Annotated in this window: 11 protein-coding genes; 3 read left to right on the top strand and 8 right to left on the bottom strand. The window is 74.5% G+C overall.

Annotated features, from left to right (window positions below; all coding sequences use genetic code 11):
- Positions 1 to 34 precede the first annotated feature (34 nt).
- The 8 genes from AC6EXY_RS05525 to AC6EXY_RS05490 form a co-directional block, all read right to left on the bottom strand.
- Positions 35 to 613 carry a TetR/AcrR family transcriptional regulator gene (locus AC6EXY_RS05525; RefSeq protein WP_101830384.1) on the bottom strand — a complete coding sequence of 193 codons (579 nt, stop codon included), beginning with the start codon at positions 611 to 613 and terminating at the stop codon, positions 35 to 37.
- A gap of 457 nt (positions 614 to 1,070) precedes the next feature.
- Positions 1,071 to 2,459 carry a ferredoxin reductase family protein gene (locus AC6EXY_RS05520; RefSeq protein WP_101830383.1) on the bottom strand — a complete coding sequence of 463 codons (1,389 nt, stop codon included), beginning with the start codon at positions 2,457 to 2,459 and terminating at the stop codon, positions 1,071 to 1,073.
- Between the two features lie 98 nt (positions 2,460 to 2,557).
- Positions 2,558 to 4,798, bottom strand: a complete 2,241-nt coding sequence (locus AC6EXY_RS05515) for a 3-hydroxyacyl-CoA dehydrogenase NAD-binding domain-containing protein (RefSeq protein ID WP_101830382.1) — start codon at positions 4,796 to 4,798, stop codon at positions 2,558 to 2,560.
- On the bottom strand, positions 4,795 to 6,012 hold the full coding sequence (locus AC6EXY_RS05510; RefSeq protein WP_101830381.1) for a thiolase family protein: 1,218 nt from the start codon (positions 6,010 to 6,012) through the stop codon (positions 4,795 to 4,797). The genes AC6EXY_RS05515 and AC6EXY_RS05510 overlap by 4 nt, the downstream gene beginning before the upstream one ends.
- 168 nt (positions 6,013 to 6,180) lie before the next feature.
- Positions 6,181 to 7,806, bottom strand: a complete 1,626-nt coding sequence (locus AC6EXY_RS05505) for an HRDC domain-containing protein (protein ID WP_499816689.1) — start codon at positions 7,804 to 7,806, stop codon at positions 6,181 to 6,183.
- A gap of 328 nt (positions 7,807 to 8,134) precedes the next feature.
- Positions 8,135 to 8,791 (bottom strand): DUF3000 domain-containing protein, encoded by a 657-nt coding sequence (locus AC6EXY_RS05500; protein ID WP_101830380.1) that lies wholly within the window; start codon positions 8,789 to 8,791, stop codon positions 8,135 to 8,137.
- 242 nt (positions 8,792 to 9,033) lie between these two features.
- On the bottom strand, positions 9,034 to 9,300 hold the full coding sequence (locus AC6EXY_RS05495) for a hypothetical protein (RefSeq protein ID WP_101830379.1): 267 nt from the start codon (positions 9,298 to 9,300) through the stop codon (positions 9,034 to 9,036).
- Positions 9,301 to 9,650: 350 nt separating this feature from the next.
- Positions 9,651 to 10,046: a DUF3817 domain-containing protein gene (locus tag AC6EXY_RS05490; RefSeq protein ID WP_101830378.1), complete on the bottom strand. Its 396-nt coding sequence runs from the start codon at positions 10,044 to 10,046 to the stop codon at positions 9,651 to 9,653.
- Positions 10,047 to 10,390: 344 nt separating this feature from the next.
- On the opposite strand from AC6EXY_RS05490, the gene hemE reads away from it, so the two are divergent.
- From hemE to hemQ, 3 genes are all read left to right on the top strand, one after another.
- Positions 10,391 to 11,539, top strand: a complete 1,149-nt coding sequence (gene hemE, locus AC6EXY_RS05485) for a uroporphyrinogen decarboxylase (RefSeq protein ID WP_101830377.1) — start codon at positions 10,391 to 10,393, stop codon at positions 11,537 to 11,539.
- Between the two features lie 249 nt (positions 11,540 to 11,788).
- A complete protein-coding gene (gene hemG / locus AC6EXY_RS05480) occupies positions 11,789 to 13,213 on the top strand; it encodes a protoporphyrinogen oxidase (RefSeq protein WP_101830387.1) in 1,425 nt (474 codons plus the stop codon).
- A gap of 53 nt (positions 13,214 to 13,266) precedes the next feature.
- On the top strand, positions 13,267 to 13,962 hold the full coding sequence (hemQ, locus tag AC6EXY_RS05475; RefSeq protein ID WP_101830376.1) for a hydrogen peroxide-dependent heme synthase: 696 nt from the start codon (positions 13,267 to 13,269) through the stop codon (positions 13,960 to 13,962).
- Positions 13,963 to 14,739: the final 777 nt, after the last annotated feature.

Below are 14,739 nucleotides of genomic sequence, written 5' to 3'. Positions count from 1 at the left end.
GAGCCGGTCAGTCAGGTAGGGGTGGTGGCGAGGATCAGCCGGGGGAGGTCGCGCCGGCCGTCGTGTCCGGCGGTGAGCAGATCGCCTGCGCCCACTGCTCGTCCAAGGACGCGAGGTCCATCGACGCGGCGACGTTGATCAGCATGCCGTGTGCGAAGAAGGTGCGGACGTCCTCGGTCGGCAGGCCGGTGACGCGCTGGATCGTGGTCCACAGCCCACGGAACCCGTCGCGCGCCGTGACCCGCACGTCCGGGTCGTAGCAGCCGGCGTAGGCGTGCATCTGGGTGAGCAGGTAGGTGGGGTCCGCGAGCAGCTCGCCGTAGGCGAGCTTCATCGCCTCCAGCGCGTCCGCGCCGGTGAGCTCGCCGACCGCCCGCTCGAACTGGGCGGCGGTCCGCCGGAACGTGTCCGTCACGACCGCCAGGTACAGGGCCTTCTTGGTGGGGAACAGCCGGAACAGGTAGGGCTGGGAGATGCCGGCCCGCGCCGCGATGGCCTCCGTGGAGGTGCCGGTCAGGCCACCGTGGGCGAACTCCTCGATCGCGGCGGCGAGCACGCTCGCCCTCCGCTGCTCGGCGCTCATCCGCGTGCCGCCGGCTGTCCTCGTCGCCATGCCCGTAAGGTAGTGGCCACTCACTAACTCTGTCAATCCCTCTCGCCATCGCCGCGCCGCGCTCGTGGGCTGAGTGTGCCCCTGTCATAGGCGAGGGTGCGGTTCACCCGGACAGTCAGGGCGTGCGCCCGCGGCGGCGTCGGACGATCGCGACGCCGACGGCAGCGAGAAGCGCGACGCCGGCGACCAGACCGCCGATCGTGGTGATACGTCGGGTGGTGCCCGTCACGTGCGCCGCGACGGGCGCCGCGCTCCCGGCGGTGTGCGGGAAGGTGACGGCTGCCGCGGATGTGTAGTTGTCGGAAACGGCCAGTGGATGCGGGAGCGGGACACCGGAGCGGGACGATCGGTCGGGCAGTTCCGAAACCGCGGTCAGGGTCGTGGTTTTCGGAATGGCTGGTGAACGGGTGAGGAGCGTTGACCTCCTCGGTTGAGCGGCGAGCCGGCGCCGGGCGCCTCAGCGGGCCGAGGTCTCGGTGTGGATGCGGCGGGAGTCGAGGCCGGCGGCGCGCAGCGCGCGCGTGACGGCGGTGACCATGCCGCGCGGCCCGCAGACGTAGACGTCGTGGTCGACGAGATGGGGGACGAGCGCGACCAGCCGGCGTGGACTCAGCGGATCGACGTCGGTGCCGGTGCCGGGCGGTGACGCTCCGGTCAGGTAGTGCACGGTCGCGCCGCGTCGCAGGGCGAGCTCGTCGATCTCCTCGCGGAAGATCACCTGGTCGGCGCGTTCTGTGCGGTACAGGAGTGTGAGCTCATCCTGGGCGGCCTCGAGGCCCTCCAACAGGGCGCGCAGGGGGGCGATACCCATCCCGCCGGCGATCAGCAGGACGCGCCGTCGGGTCCGCGCCCGCGCGGTAAGCGCGCCGTAGGGACCGGAGGCCAGCAGCCAGCGGCCCGGTTCCAGACGCGCCATGGCATTGCTGTAGTCGCCGACCGCCTTGACGGTGAAACGCAGACGGTCACCGCTTGGGGCCGCGGACAGCGAGAACGGGTGCGAATGCCGCCACATCGGCCCGCGCAGGGCCCGCAGGCGGAAGTACTGCCCTGGCTGGGCACCCACCGCGCCCAGCGCGTGCCCGGACACCAGAATCGAGACGACGTCGGGTGACTCCCGTTCGACGGCCTCCACGGTAAGTTGGTGACGCAGCGTCAGCCAGGCCGGCGTGAGGATGCGATACCAGCAGACGGCGGCCAGGGCCACGAGGTGTAGACCCGTCCACAGCACGCGAGCCGGCGTCGTGGTGAGGTCGGCCCCGAGCAGCTCGTGGGCGAAGCTGACCGCGATCGCCGGGTAGACGACCAGGTGCAGCAGATGCCACCAGCCGTAGGGCATCGCCCGGCGCACGACGGGAATCGAGCTGATCCCCGCGACCAGCAGCAGCGCCAGGCCGATCATTGCCAGCCAGACATACGGCAGGCCGAACGTCACGCCGACCAGTGCCGAGGCGAACGACGTCCCCACCGACGCGCCGTTTGCCGCGATCGCGAGCGCCGCGTGCGCGGTCGTCAGCGTCAGGAAGGCCAGCCCGCAGCCGAGGTGGATCGTCCGGATGCGATGGACCGGCACCGCGTGCTCGACCCAGGGCAGTCGAGCCGCCAGCAGGACCTGCGCGGCACTGAGATACCCGGCGACGAGCCCACACAGGCGTGCGCCCGCGTCGTACCGGCCCGCCGAGCCGGGCAGCGCGTGCTGGGTGAGCTGGTGTACTCCCCAGCCGGCGACGAGCAGCGCGCCGCCGACCAGGAGCCCGACCAGCACCCGGTCGCTGTCGCGTGTGGGGTCGGCGGTGACCAGGCCCGGCCGCGCCGCGTGCGGCGGAAACGGGGCCGGGTTCGTCGACATTGCGTCACGCTAACCCGGCCACCTGTGTCGTCCCGGGCCAGGGGGACGTATCGCCCGGCCGGTCGCGCCGAGCCTCCACGGAAGGGTGCGCCCGGGCGTCAGGCCGGCAGGGTGGCGACGCCGGGCGGGGCGAAACGCTCGCCCGTGACGGCCTCGCTGACGCCGATGCGGTCCAGGTACGGCGTGATGCCGCCCAGGTGGAACGGCCAGCCGGCGCCGAGGATCATGCACAGGTCGATGTCGGCCGCCTCGGCGACGATCTTTTCCGCGAGCATGAGATGGATCTCCTCGGCGAGTGCGCGCAGCGCGGCCGCCCGCACGTCCGCCGCGCTCGGGGCCGCGGCGGTCGGCGGTCCGTCCAGGGCCGAGGGGGAGGCGCTCGGGTTCGGGGACGAGCCGGCCGGGGCCGTGGCGGCGGAGGGGGCGCGCAGGGCTGCCGCGGCGACGGGATCGACGACGCGCTCGCCGGCCGGACCGGTCTGGTAGACGCCGCGGCGGCCGGCCTCGACGAGGCGGGCAAGGCTCGTCGGCGCCCGGAAGCGGTCCGGGAAGGCGGCGTGCAGGGTCGCGGCGACGTGCAGCGCCACCGGCGGGCCGACCAGTTCCAGCAGGACCAGCGGGGTCATCGGCAGGCCGAGCGGGTCGAGGGCGTGGTCGACCTCGTCGAGGGGGGTGCCGAGCTCGGCGGCCGCGAGCACCTCGCCGAGGAAGCGGGTGAGCAGCCGGTTCACGATGAAGGCCGGGGCGTCCGCGACCAGCACCGCGTTCTTCTTCAGGCTCTTCGCGACGGCCAGCGTGGTCGCCACCGTCGCGTCGTCGGTGTGCGCCGCGCGGACCACCTCGACGAGCGGCAGGACGGCCACCGGGTTGAAGAAGTGCAGGCCGGCGACCCGCTCGGGATGCTCGAGGCCGGCGGCCATGTCGGTCACCGACAGCGCGGAGGTGTTCGTGAGCAGGACCGTCGTCGGCGCGACGATCGCCTCCAGCTCGGCGAACACTGCCTGCTTCACCGCCAGATCCTCGAAGACGGCCTCGATGACCAGATCGGCGTCGGCGAAGGCGTCCTTGGTCAGCGAGCCGGTGACGTTCGCCCTGTACCGGTTCGCCTGGTCGGGGGAGATCCGGTGGCGCAGCAGCAGGGTGTCGATCTCGCGGTGGACGGACGCGACCCCGGCGTCGAGCCGCTCGGCGTCGATGTCGGTGAGCACGACCGGAACCTCGAGCCGGTGGGCGAACACGAACGCGAGCTGCGCGGCCATGAGCCCGGCCCCGACCACCCCGACCTTGGTGACCGGGCGGGCCAGTGACGGATCCGGCCCGCCGACCGGACGCCGCGCCCGCTTCTGGACCAGATCGAAGGCGTACAGGCTCGCGGCCAGCTCGCCGGTGACGGCCAGGTCCGCGAGCGCCTGCGTCTCGGCGGCGAAGCCACGCTCCCGGTCGGCCGTCTCGGCGAACGCGATCAGGTCCAGGGCCCGGTAGGCGGCCGGCGCGGCGCCGTGCAGCTTCGCGTCGGCGAGGGCCCGGCCGCGCTCGACCGCGGCCGCCCACGCCGCCCCGCGCTCCACCGGCGCGCGCCCGGCCGCCGGGTCCACCTCGGCGCGCAGCACCCGCCCGACCCAGACCAGCGCCTCCTCCAGGAAGTCGGCCGGATCGAGCAGCACGTCGCCGAGGCCGAGCTCGAACGCCTTCGGGCCGCGCAGGGTGCGGTTCTGGCTGAGCGCGTTGTCGAGGATCACCGTGACGGCGCGGTCGGCGCCGATCAGGTTCGGCAGCAGCTGGGTGCCGCCCCAGGCCGGAACCAGCCCGAGGAACACCTCGGGGAAGGCGAGCGCGGGAATGCCGGCGGACAGCGCCCGGTAGTCACAGTGCAGCGCCAGCTCCAGACCGCCGCCGAGCGCCGCGCCGTTTACCAGGGCGAACGTGGGCACCCGGCGATCGCCGAGCCGGCCGGAGCCCAGCCGGGCGAACGCCTCGTGGCCGAGCCGGCCGAGCGCCTCCAGCGCCGGGCGCAACCGGTCAACCTCGGTGATCGACGTCCGGAAGGCCAGGTCCGCCCCGACGGCGAAGATGAACGGCTTGCCCGTGACGGCGATCGCGGCGACGGGCGGGTCGTGCATCTCGATCTCGTCCGCGGCGGCGAGCAGGCCGCGCAGCCCGGCGGGGCCGAACGTGCTGGGCCGGGTGTGGTCGTGGCCGTTGTCGAGCGTGACCAGCGCGACCGGCCCGGCCACCCCGGGCAGGGCCACGTAGCGGACGTGGGCCGCGGTGACGACCTCGTCCGGGAAGTCGAGGCTGTCCGAGGCGTACGAGGTGCTCGGGCTGACGTCGTCGCTCATGCCGCGTCTCCTGCCGCCGGGTGGTGGGGGTTCGCCCAGATCGTCGTCGCGCCCATGCCGAGGCCCACGCACATCGCGGTCATCCCGTAGCGGACCTCGGGATGCTCGGCGAACTGGCGGGCCAGCTGCGTCATCAGCCGCACCCCGCTGGACGCCAGCGGATGGCCGAGCGCGATCGCCCCGCCGTACGGGTTGACCCGCGGATCGTCATCGGCGATCCCGAAGTGGTCGAGGAAGGCGAGCACCTGCACGGCGAACGCCTCGTTCAGCTCGAACAGCCCGATGTCGTCGATGGCGAGGCCCGTGCGGGCCAGCGCCTTCTCGGTGGACGGGATGGGGCCGACGCCCATCACCTCCGGGTCGACCCCGGCGAAGGCGTAGCCGACCAGCGTCATCTTCGCCGTCAGGCCGAGTTCGGCGGCCACGTCGGCGGCGGCGAGCAGGCAGCCGGTCGCGCCGTCGTTGATACCCGCGGCGTTGCCGGCGGTGACCCGGCCGTGCGGGCGGAACGGGGTGCGCAGCCCGGCGAGCGCGTCCAGCGTCGTCGTCGGGCGGGGCGGCTCGTCGGCGGTGACGAGATCCCAGCCGCTGTCCGCGTGGCGGGCGGCCATCGGCACCAGGTCCGGCTGGATCTGGCCGTTCGCGTACGCCTTCGCGACCTTCTCCTGCGACGCGAGGGCGAACGCGTCCGCCCGCGCCCGGGTGATCGCCGGGAACCGGTCATGTAGGTTCTCCGCCGTCGAGCCCATGACCAGCGCGGACGGGTCGACGAGGCGCTCGGCGATGAACCGTGGGTTGATGTCGGCGCCCTCGCCCATCGGATGGCGGCCCATGTGCTCGACCCCGCCGGCGACGGCCACGTCGTAGGCGCCGACGGCGATCGACGACGCCGTCGTGGTCACCGCGGTGACGGCGCCGGCGCACATCCGGTCGATCGCGTAGCCGGGCACCGAGCGGGGCAGACCGGCGAGGATGCCGGCGGTGCGCCCGATGGTCAGGCCCTGGTCGCCGATCTGGGTGGTGGCCGCGACGGCGACCTCGTCGACGCGGTCCGGGGGCAGCGACGGGTTGCGCCGCAGCAGCTCTCGGATCACGCGGACGATCAGGTCGTCGGCCCGCGTCTCGACATAGACACCCTTGGCCTTGCCGAACGGCGTGCGCACGCCGTCGACGAAGACCACGTCGCGGAGCTGGCCGCGGGCTGAACCGAACACGGTGGCCTCCCCACCGGCGACATCCGGCCGCCGGCACGCTCGCCAGGGACCGACCGGCCACCGCCGGGACCGGCGCGCGGGCCGGGGCGGTCGGTCGACACCGGCGCGGACATCGCCGGCACGCGCTAGCCTACGGCAGGAGTTACCGGCGGGTAGGTCACACGCCTGTTATGCGCCGGTGTCGCGAGATGCCGGCTCGGTTCCCGCGGGCCCGCCGGTTGACGACGCCGCCGGCCCGGCGCTGCCGCGCTCACCCGCGCCGACGGCGCCTCGGCTGGCCCGGCTGCCGCCGCGCCCGCCCCGCCCGCCGCGGGAGCGGGTCCGTTCCCCGGCAGCGCCGACGCCCGTCCCGCCGACGGCCGCGCCTCCCGTGTCGGCGCCTCCCATGTGGGCACCGCCCGCCGCGCCGGCACCGCCCGCCTCGTCCGTGCCGGCGCTGCCTGCCCCGCCTGCCCCGCCTGCCCCGCCCTGCCCTGCGTCGGACCTGCGGGCGCCGCCGGGCCGCTTCGGCGCGCGGTTGACCGGTCGTGCCGGTCGCTCCCCGGCCGGGTCGGGCGGCGGATCGACCAGCGCGACCAGCAGCGCCGGGGCGGTCAGGTCCCGCTGCCACGCGCGGGCACCGCCGGCGTCGAGCGCGTCGCGCAGGCCCTGCTCCGTCAGCGGGGACGGCGGGGACCAGGCGAGTCGCCGGGACAGCGCCGGTTCGAGCAGGTTCTCCACGGGCATGGTGCGCGCGGTCGCGACGGCGGACAGGCCGGCTCGTACCCGGGTCAGCCGGGCCGCGGCCACCGGGTCCCGCTCGGCCCAGCGGTTCGGCGGGGGCAGCCCGTCGCCGCTGGGGCCGGCGGGGGCGGGCAGTTCGTCGTCGGGCAGGGCGGCGGCGGCGCGCAGCGCGTCCAGCCAGGTGTTCGCGGTCCGGCGGATGCGCGGCCCGGAGAAGACCGGCAGCCGGATCAGCGCGGCGGCGTCGGTGGGGGCGTGCAGGACCGCGTCCATGATCGCGCTGTCGGGCAGGACACGGCCGGGGGCGACGTCGCGGGCCTGCGCCAGCCGGTCGCGGGCGGACCACATGGCCCGCACGGCGGCGAGCTGGCGGCGGGTGCGGGCGCGGTGGATGCCGCTGGTGCGCCGCCAGGGCTCGGCCCGCGGCTCGCGGGGCGGCGCCGCCACGATCGCGGCGAACTCCTGCCGGGCGAACTCGATCTTGTCCTGTTCGATGAGCTCGGCCTCGAGTGCGTCGCGCAGCTCGACCAGCAGCTCCACGTCGAGCGCCGCGTAGCGCAGCCAGGGCTCGGGTAGCGGCCGGGTCGACCAGTCGGCGGCCGAGTGGCCCTTCTCCAGCCCGTAGCCGAGCACCCGTTCGACCATCATGCCGAGGCCGACGCGCTCGTAGCCGAGCAGCCGGCCGGCGAGCTCGGTGTCGAACAGCCGGCTCGGGCGCAGGCCGAGCTCGCCCAGGCAGGGCAGATCCTGGTTGGCGGCGTGCAGCACCCACTCGACGTCGCCCACCGCCGTCTGGACGACCTCGAGGCCCCCCAGCGCGACCGGATCGAGCAGCAGCGACCCGCTGCCGCGGCGGCGGATCTGCACGAGGTAGGCCCGCTGGCTGTAGCGGTAGCCCGACGCCCGCTCGGCGTCGAAGGCGACCGGGCCGGTGCCGGCGGCGAGCCGCTCGGCGGCCGCGGCGAGCTCGCCGGGATCGACGATGACGGGAGGAACGCCGTCCACAGGGGTGAGCAGCGGAATGGGCTCGCGGGCGCCGGTGCTGGGCTCTCCCTCCACCGCTGCGCTCACACCCCCGCTGACCTGCTGTGTTGATTCTGGAACCGACGACGTCACGATCGGCGATCGTACGTCTGAATGCTCGCGGAGGCAGCAGCGCTGTTCAGCGAATCGCGATAATTATACGCATAGTGAATCTGCCACCTGGTACGGTGGCCGGATCGTTCGCGAGGGTGACGTTCCCCGGGCCGGACATGCGGCCGGTGGCGGGACGGACACGGCGACGGCGCCGCCACGGGCGTCGGTTCGGCGGCCGCCCGCTGGCCTCCCGCGCCCGCTCGCCTCCCGCGTTCGCGGGGGGCGAGGGCCGGCACCGCGCAACGGGAACCCCGGCGCCCGCTCAGGCCCGGCGCTGGGTGAGCGGCACGACCCCGGACAGTGCCGGCGGCAGGCCGGCCATCGCGGCGAGCAGGTCGGCGAAGGCGAGTAGATGGGCGTTGGCCGCCGCCGGGCTCGATGCCGATCGGGACGGGTCGGCCACCGGCCGCGGCGCGTCGGCGGCGGGAGCGAGGTCGGCCTCCGCCCAGTCGGGCGACCAGGAGCAGCGCAGTTCCACGTCGAAGGTGTCGCCCTCGGGTCGCAGGACGCCGAAGCGGCGCGAGGACGTGGTCGTCACCGTCCCGCCGAGGGCGCGGACCTGGGCCCCGTGGGAGTCGAGCGCCTCGCGCAGCCACGACCAGGCGACGTCGGTGAGCAGCGGGTCGGTGGCGATCTCCGGGTCGACGCTCGCCCGGGCATAGCAGACGATCCGGACGCTGCCCTGCCAGGCGGGCTGCCCGTCCGGATCCATGAGGACGATCAGCCGACCGGCCGCGGCGTCAGCGGCGTCGCCGGTGAGCCCGCCGGACAGGGCGAACGCGAACGGCGCGAGCCTGTTCGGTGCGGCCACCTCGTGCACGGTGATCTCGGGGCGCAGCCGGGTGATCCCCGCCCGCAGGGCGTCGGTCACCATGCGGAAGAGCTGCGGGCTAGCCTCGAACGACTGCGCGGCCCCCATGACGGCAACGTTAGGGCGTCGACCTTGATCGCGCTGCGTGGACGCCGGAGCGTGCGCCTTCGACCCCGTTGCGTGCGGTCGGCTGCCGAGGGTGCGGTGCGTGCCCCGATGCCCCGTCGCCTCCCGCAGGACGGGAACCTCCCGCGGGGCGGGCAGTCTCGGCGCCGCGGCGGGCTCGCCGAACTCCCCGCCGTGACCGGCGGGAGGGTCGTAGTCGGGCCTCGGGGCGGGGCTGCGCAGGCTCACGCCGGGATCCGGGCGGCGGCCCGGTCACGCCCGCGGTGCTCCCGGCACGCGACCGGCTCCCGCGACGACCGGGCCCGCCCCGCGCCGCGAGCGGCCGGGACCGGGCCGACCAGCACCGCGGCGCCGCACTCGACGCAGGCCCACTCCGGGCAGTCGGCGCCGTGCCCGTCCGCGCAGGGCGGCTGCGCGAAGGGTTGCTCGACGCCGCAGACCGCGCAGTCGAGAACGATGTGATCGTCGAGGCTCAGCCGGACCGATTCCACTCGAGCACCACTCCCCGCGCACCGCGCACGTCGGCCTGTGTTGCGTGTCTCGCCGGACGCGGCCGGCACACCGCGCAACCACGCACCGCGGCGGCGGGCCGAAGAGGGAACGCGGACAACGCGCACCCTCTACCCTCATTCCGACCGGACTGACGGTGCCACGGGACGGACAGATGTCCGCGCATTCCCTCCGGCGTGTCGCGTGAGCCCGTCTCGATCGGGTGTGCGGGAGTCCTCCCCGCTTGGGTGACTCGGGGGATTCTCGGTGAGTCGCAGCTTGTCACCGATGTGTCCGCTTTTGGTCCACCGTGTGCTTTTCATGACGACAATGCGGTCGAATTACGGTCACATCATGGCTGGATCGAGGCCGCGTCCCGGTCCTGACGGGGGAGCGGCGTACCGGGGGTACCCGACCCCGGTGCGCCGGGGCCGGATGTCGGGGCGGCGCGCAGCCAGCGGCGCTCGACGACGAACGGCGCGACCGGCAGCACCGCGGCGGCCAGCGCCAGCACCGTGCGCCGTCGAGGCCACCGTTCGACGAAGGCCAGGTAGCCCACGAGCGCGCAGTAGGCGAGGAACAGCACCCCGTGGATCGGCCCGAGGATCTTCACCCCCTGCGGATGGTCCGCGCCGTACTTGACGGCGGTGGCGATGAGCAGAAGGAGGAACGACGTCGCCTCCGCGAGCGAGACGACGCGGGCCGCGGTGCGGATCCGTGCGTCGCCCTGTGGGGCCTGGTCGGTCATCGGTGCCCTCTCCCTCGTCGGTGTCATCCGGTGTCATCCGGTGTCGTGCCGTCCGTCCCGGCCGGCCCGGGTGCGCCCGCCGGCTACCGGGGTGGACAGCGGCCTTCGTCACATCCCGCGACCGATGGGTCGTCCGGTCCCGCCGGCGGTGGCCTGATGATCGCGGATGGCCGAACCCGCTGGGACCAGCCGGTTTCTTCTACTGCAAGTAGAAGATAGCTGATGCCCGCGGGCCGAATCGATCCCCGCCGGGACGGCGCCGGCGCCGTCCCGCGCCCACTCGGTCGATCGACGTGACCCCGGTCGCACCCGCAGTGGTGCGACAGACATGCAACGATCGAGGCATGTCTGTCGTCCACATCGACGCTGGAACCGGTCCCGCGCCGGCCGGCGCCGCCCAGGTCCACCCGGATGCCGTCGAGCTCGGGGCGGGTGCTGTCCGGCCGGCCGTGGGCGACGGGCCGCGGCGGCCCGGCCTCGCCGCCACCGCCCCGTACCTGCGTGCCTGCCGGCGCGAGCGGCCCGACACCACACCCGCGTGGTTCATGCGCCAGGCCGGCCGGGTGCTGCCCGAGTACCGGCGGCTGCGCGAGAGCGTGCCGATGCTCGACTCCTGCCAGGACCCGGCGCTGATCACCGAGATCACCCTGCAGCCGGTCCGCCGCTTCCGCCCGGACGCCGCGATCTTCTTCTCCGACATCGTCGTGCCGCTGCTGGCGATCGGCGTCGACGTCGACATCGTCGCCGGCGTCGGCCCGGTCGTCGCGAACCCGGTGCGCGACGAGGCCGGTCTCGCCGCCCTGCGCCCGCTGGAGCCGGACGACGTGCCCTACGTGTCCGACGCCGTGCGGGCGCTGCTCGGCGAGCTCGGCACCATCCCGCTGATCGGCTTCGCCGGTGCGCCGTTCACCCTCGCCAGCTACCTCGTCGAGGGCGGGCCGAGCCGCAACCACCTGCGCACGAAGGCGCTCATGTACGGCGCGCCGGACCTCTGGCACGAGCTGCTCGACCGGCTGGCCACGATCACCGCCGCGTTCCTGCGCGTCCAGGTGGACGCCGGCGTCGACGCGATCCAGCTGTTCGACTCCTGGGCCGGCGCCCTGAGCGAGGACGACTACCGTCGTTACGTCGCCCCGCACAGCGCCCGGGTGCTCGCCGCGTTCGAGGGCGAGGTGCCGCGCGTCCACTTCGGGGTGAACACCGGCGAGCTGCTCGATGTCATGGGGGAGGTCGGCGCGGACGTCGTCGGCGTCGACTGGCGGGTCCCGCTGGACGAGGCCGCGCGCCGGGTCGGGCCCGCCCGCGCGGTGCAGGGCAACCTCGACCCGGCGGCGGTGTTCGCCCCCGAGGAGGTCCTCGACGCCAAGGTCCACGACGTGCTGGCCCGCGGCGCCAAGGCGGCGGGGCACGTGTTCAACCTCGGGCACGGGGTGCTGCCGGAGACGGATCCCGGCGTGCTCGCGCACATCGTCGACGTCGTCCACGCGGGCTGACGTCGACGTCCACGTGGGGGTCCGTCCACGTGGGTTGAGCCGGCGCGGGAGCGGCCGTGCCCGGGCCGGCCCCGCCCGCGCGGAGCACGTCCCGGCCGCACCCGCGCCCGTCACCGCCCGCCGGTGCGGATGCCGGCGGGGATATCGGCGAGGATGGTGAATCCTGGGTGACACGCGGTGCGCGTCGGCAAAGGGCGGTGCGCGTCGGGAAAGGGCGGCAGGAAGCTCATCGTGAAGGGCGGCAGGAACGTGCGGGTTGTCATCGTGGGTGCGGGGGTCGCCGGGCTCGCCGCGGCGCACGCCCTGGCCGGACAGGCCGAGGTGACCGTCCTGGAGGCGTCGCCGCGGGTCGGCGGCAAGCTGCGTACCACCCCGCTGGAAGGCATGGACGTCGAGGAGGGCGCCGAGTCGTTCCTCGCCCGGGTCCCGGACGGGCTGCGCCTGGCCCGCCAGATCGGCCTCGGCCACGACATCGTGCATCCGGCGACCACGTCGGCGTCGCTGTGGATCCGCGGACGGCTGCGGCCGATCCCGCCGAACACTCTGCTCGGGGTGCCCACCGACGTACTCGGTCTGGTCCGCTCCGGAGTGCTCTCGCCGTGGGGCCTGGTGCGTGCCGCGGCCGACCTGGCACTGCCGCGCAGCCGCTTCCCGCAGGACCCCACCGTCGGCGCCTACGTCGGCGCCCGGGTCGGCCGCGAGGTCGTCGACCTGCTGGTCGACCCGTTGCTCGGGGGCGTCTACGCGGGCCGCGCCGACGCGCTGTCGCTGCGCACCACCGTGCCGCAGCTCGTCCCGATCCTCACCGAGGACCGGTCGCTGCTGCTCGGCGCGCACCGGGTGCGGGCTCGCACCGGCCCGGCCAGCAGCGGGCCGCCGGCACCGGTGTTCGCCAGCCTGCGCGGCGGCCTGGGGACGTTCGTCACCCGCCTGGCCGAGCGCGGCGGCGCCGACGTGCGCACCGACGTCCCGGTGCGAGCCGTGGAACGGGCCGCGGAGGGCTGGCGGGTGGTCTGCGGCCGCGGCGCCGACGGGCGGACCGCCGAGCCGCTGCTCGCCGACGCGGTGATCCTCGCGGTGCCCGCCGGCGTGGCGCGCACCCTGCTCAGCCCGCTCGCCCCGCACGCCGCGGCCCCCCTCGCCGGCGTGCCCTACGCGTCCGTCGGCCTGGTCACGCTGGTCTACCGGGACGTCACGCCGCCGGCGGGCAGCGGATTCCTGGTGCCGGCGCGGGCGGGCACCTCGGTGAAGGCGGCGACCTACCTGACCACCAAGTGGCCGCACGTCGGCGCCGAGCGGCTCACCGTCGTGCGGGCCAGCATCGGCCGCGCGGGCGCCGAGCACGAGCTGCGCCGCGGCGACACCGAGCTCGCCGGTGTGGCCGCGGCGGAGATCGCCCAGATCGCGGGCCTCACGGCCCGCCCGATCGCCACCCGGGTCAGCCGGTGGGACGGCGGCCTGCCGCAGTACCTGCCGGGCCACCTGAGCCGGATGGCCACGGTCCGCCGGGCGCTGCCCGCGGGCCTCGCACTCGCCGGCGCCGGGTACGACGGCGTCGGCATCCCGGCCTGCATCCGATCGGGGGAGGCGGCCGCCGCGTCGGTGCTGCGCGCCGCCCGGCCGGCCGCCCAGGGCAGCGCCGCCGATCCGGATCCGGTGGGCCCGGGAGTCTGAGAACAGGTCCCGGCCGGCCCGCGCGGGGCCGGCCGGACGAGAAGGAGACGGGTATGCCGGAGTCCACGAAATCCGCGAACGAGCTCAACGCCGAGCTGCTCTACACCGGCTGGTCGGTCTTTGCCGCCGACCGCCCGCTGCCGGCGGATCGGACCCCCCTGGTCGACGAGGTGAACGCGCTGCTCGACGGCGCGCTGGCCAAGGACGTCTACACCCGCGGCGTCTACGAGATCTCGGGCTACCGCGCCGACGCCGACCTGATGGTCTGGTGGACCAGCCCCGACCCGGACCTGCTGCAGGAGACCTACCAGCGGTTCCGCCAGACGGCGCTCGGTGGCCACCTGCGGCCGGTGTGGTCGGCGGTCGGGCTGCACCGTCCGGCCGAGTTCAACCGCAACCACATCCCGGCCTTCGTCCGCCGGGAGGACCCGCGCGGGTACATCTGCGTCTACCCGTTCAACCGGTCGCTGGAGTGGTACCTGCTGCCGGATTACGAGCGGCGCGGAATGCTCGCCGAGCACGGCATCATGGGTCGCGAGTACGAGGACGTGCGGGCCAACACTGTGGCCTCGTTCGGGCTGGGCGACTACGAGTGGCTGCTCGCCTTCGAGGCCGACGAGCTGCACCGGATCGTCGACTGCATCCGCCACCTGCGCGCGAGCGCGGCGCGCCGGCACACCAGGCTGGAGACGCCGTTCTACTCGGGTGCCCGCAAGTCCGTCGCCGACATCGTCGCCGCTCTGCCCTGACCCCCGGGGCCCTGACCCCGGGGCCCTGACCCCGGGGCCCTGACTCCGAGGTCCTGACCCCGGGCGTTGACGCCAGCAGTCGGCGCCTGCCTGGGCGCCCCCACCCGTCCGGCAGGCGCCGACCGTTCCGTATCCGTGCCGACCGGCGCTCGTGACGCGGACCCGGTCGCACGGATGTCCCCCATCGGCGTCCACACGGGCCGGACGGCCGACGGCTGTCCGACCGGAGCCGAAGAGCCATGACGCACAGTAGCAGGTCGGGCGCCGATTGTGTACGCAGCGTGTCGTCGGCGGGTGTCTGTCCGGCATATCAGCAGGCACTATCAGACGCGCGAAATGCGCTACGTCCGGTTACCAGAAATCGACGCTGACTCTGCTACGTTGAGTCGCCACAAACGGATGACTGACGCCGCCGCAACAGCCGGCGGTCCCGGTATCGCCGAGTACCCGCTCCGCCGGGCCGCTGGTAGATCGGCTAGGGAGAGCCGGTAACGTTGGCCCGTGACCATGGAGGGCCGGCCGCGCCGGTACCCGGCGGTCGGGTTCGCGCCGATGTCTGGTGGCGTGCACCAATGGGTTCCGGACGACGCGCGAGCGGCCGGCCCGCCGTCCACGGTGGCTCACAGTCAGTGGCGGGGGAAGATCGCTGGAGGTCCGGTCGATGCGTCACCGAGAGTTGAGCTCGACGCCGTCCGAACGAGCCGCGGCTCGACACGGCGGAACCGGTCCCGCCCGGCGATTCACTGTGTTGCGGCGACCGCGGCGCGCCGGGCGATC

Source organism: Frankia sp. RB5 (assembly GCF_059816245.1).
This window is presented reverse-complemented; position numbering and strand designations above follow the sequence as displayed.

Bases quoted from the DNA above. Each gene is read 5' to 3' on its own strand.
- AC6EXY_RS05525 (WP_101830384.1), bottom strand. From the start codon at position 613: ATGGCGACGAGGACAGCCGGCGGCACGCGGATGAGCGCCGAGCAGCGG.
- AC6EXY_RS05520 (WP_101830383.1), bottom strand. From the start codon at position 2,459: ATGTCGACGAACCCGGCCCCGTTTCCGCCGCACGCGGCGCGGCCGGGC.
- AC6EXY_RS05515 (WP_101830382.1), bottom strand. From the start codon at position 4,798: ATGAGCGACGACGTCAGCCCGAGCACCTCGTACGCCTCGGACAGCCTC.
- AC6EXY_RS05500 (WP_101830380.1), bottom strand. From the start codon at position 8,791: ATGGGGGCCGCGCAGTCGTTCGAGGCTAGCCCGCAGCTCTTCCGCATG.
- AC6EXY_RS05490 (WP_101830378.1), bottom strand. From the start codon at position 10,046: ATGACCGACCAGGCCCCACAGGGCGACGCACGGATCCGCACCGCGGCC.
- hemE (WP_101830377.1), top strand. From the start codon at position 10,391: ATGTCTGTCGTCCACATCGACGCTGGAACCGGTCCCGCGCCGGCCGGC.
- hemQ (WP_101830376.1), top strand. From the start codon at position 13,267: ATGCCGGAGTCCACGAAATCCGCGAACGAGCTCAACGCCGAGCTGCTC.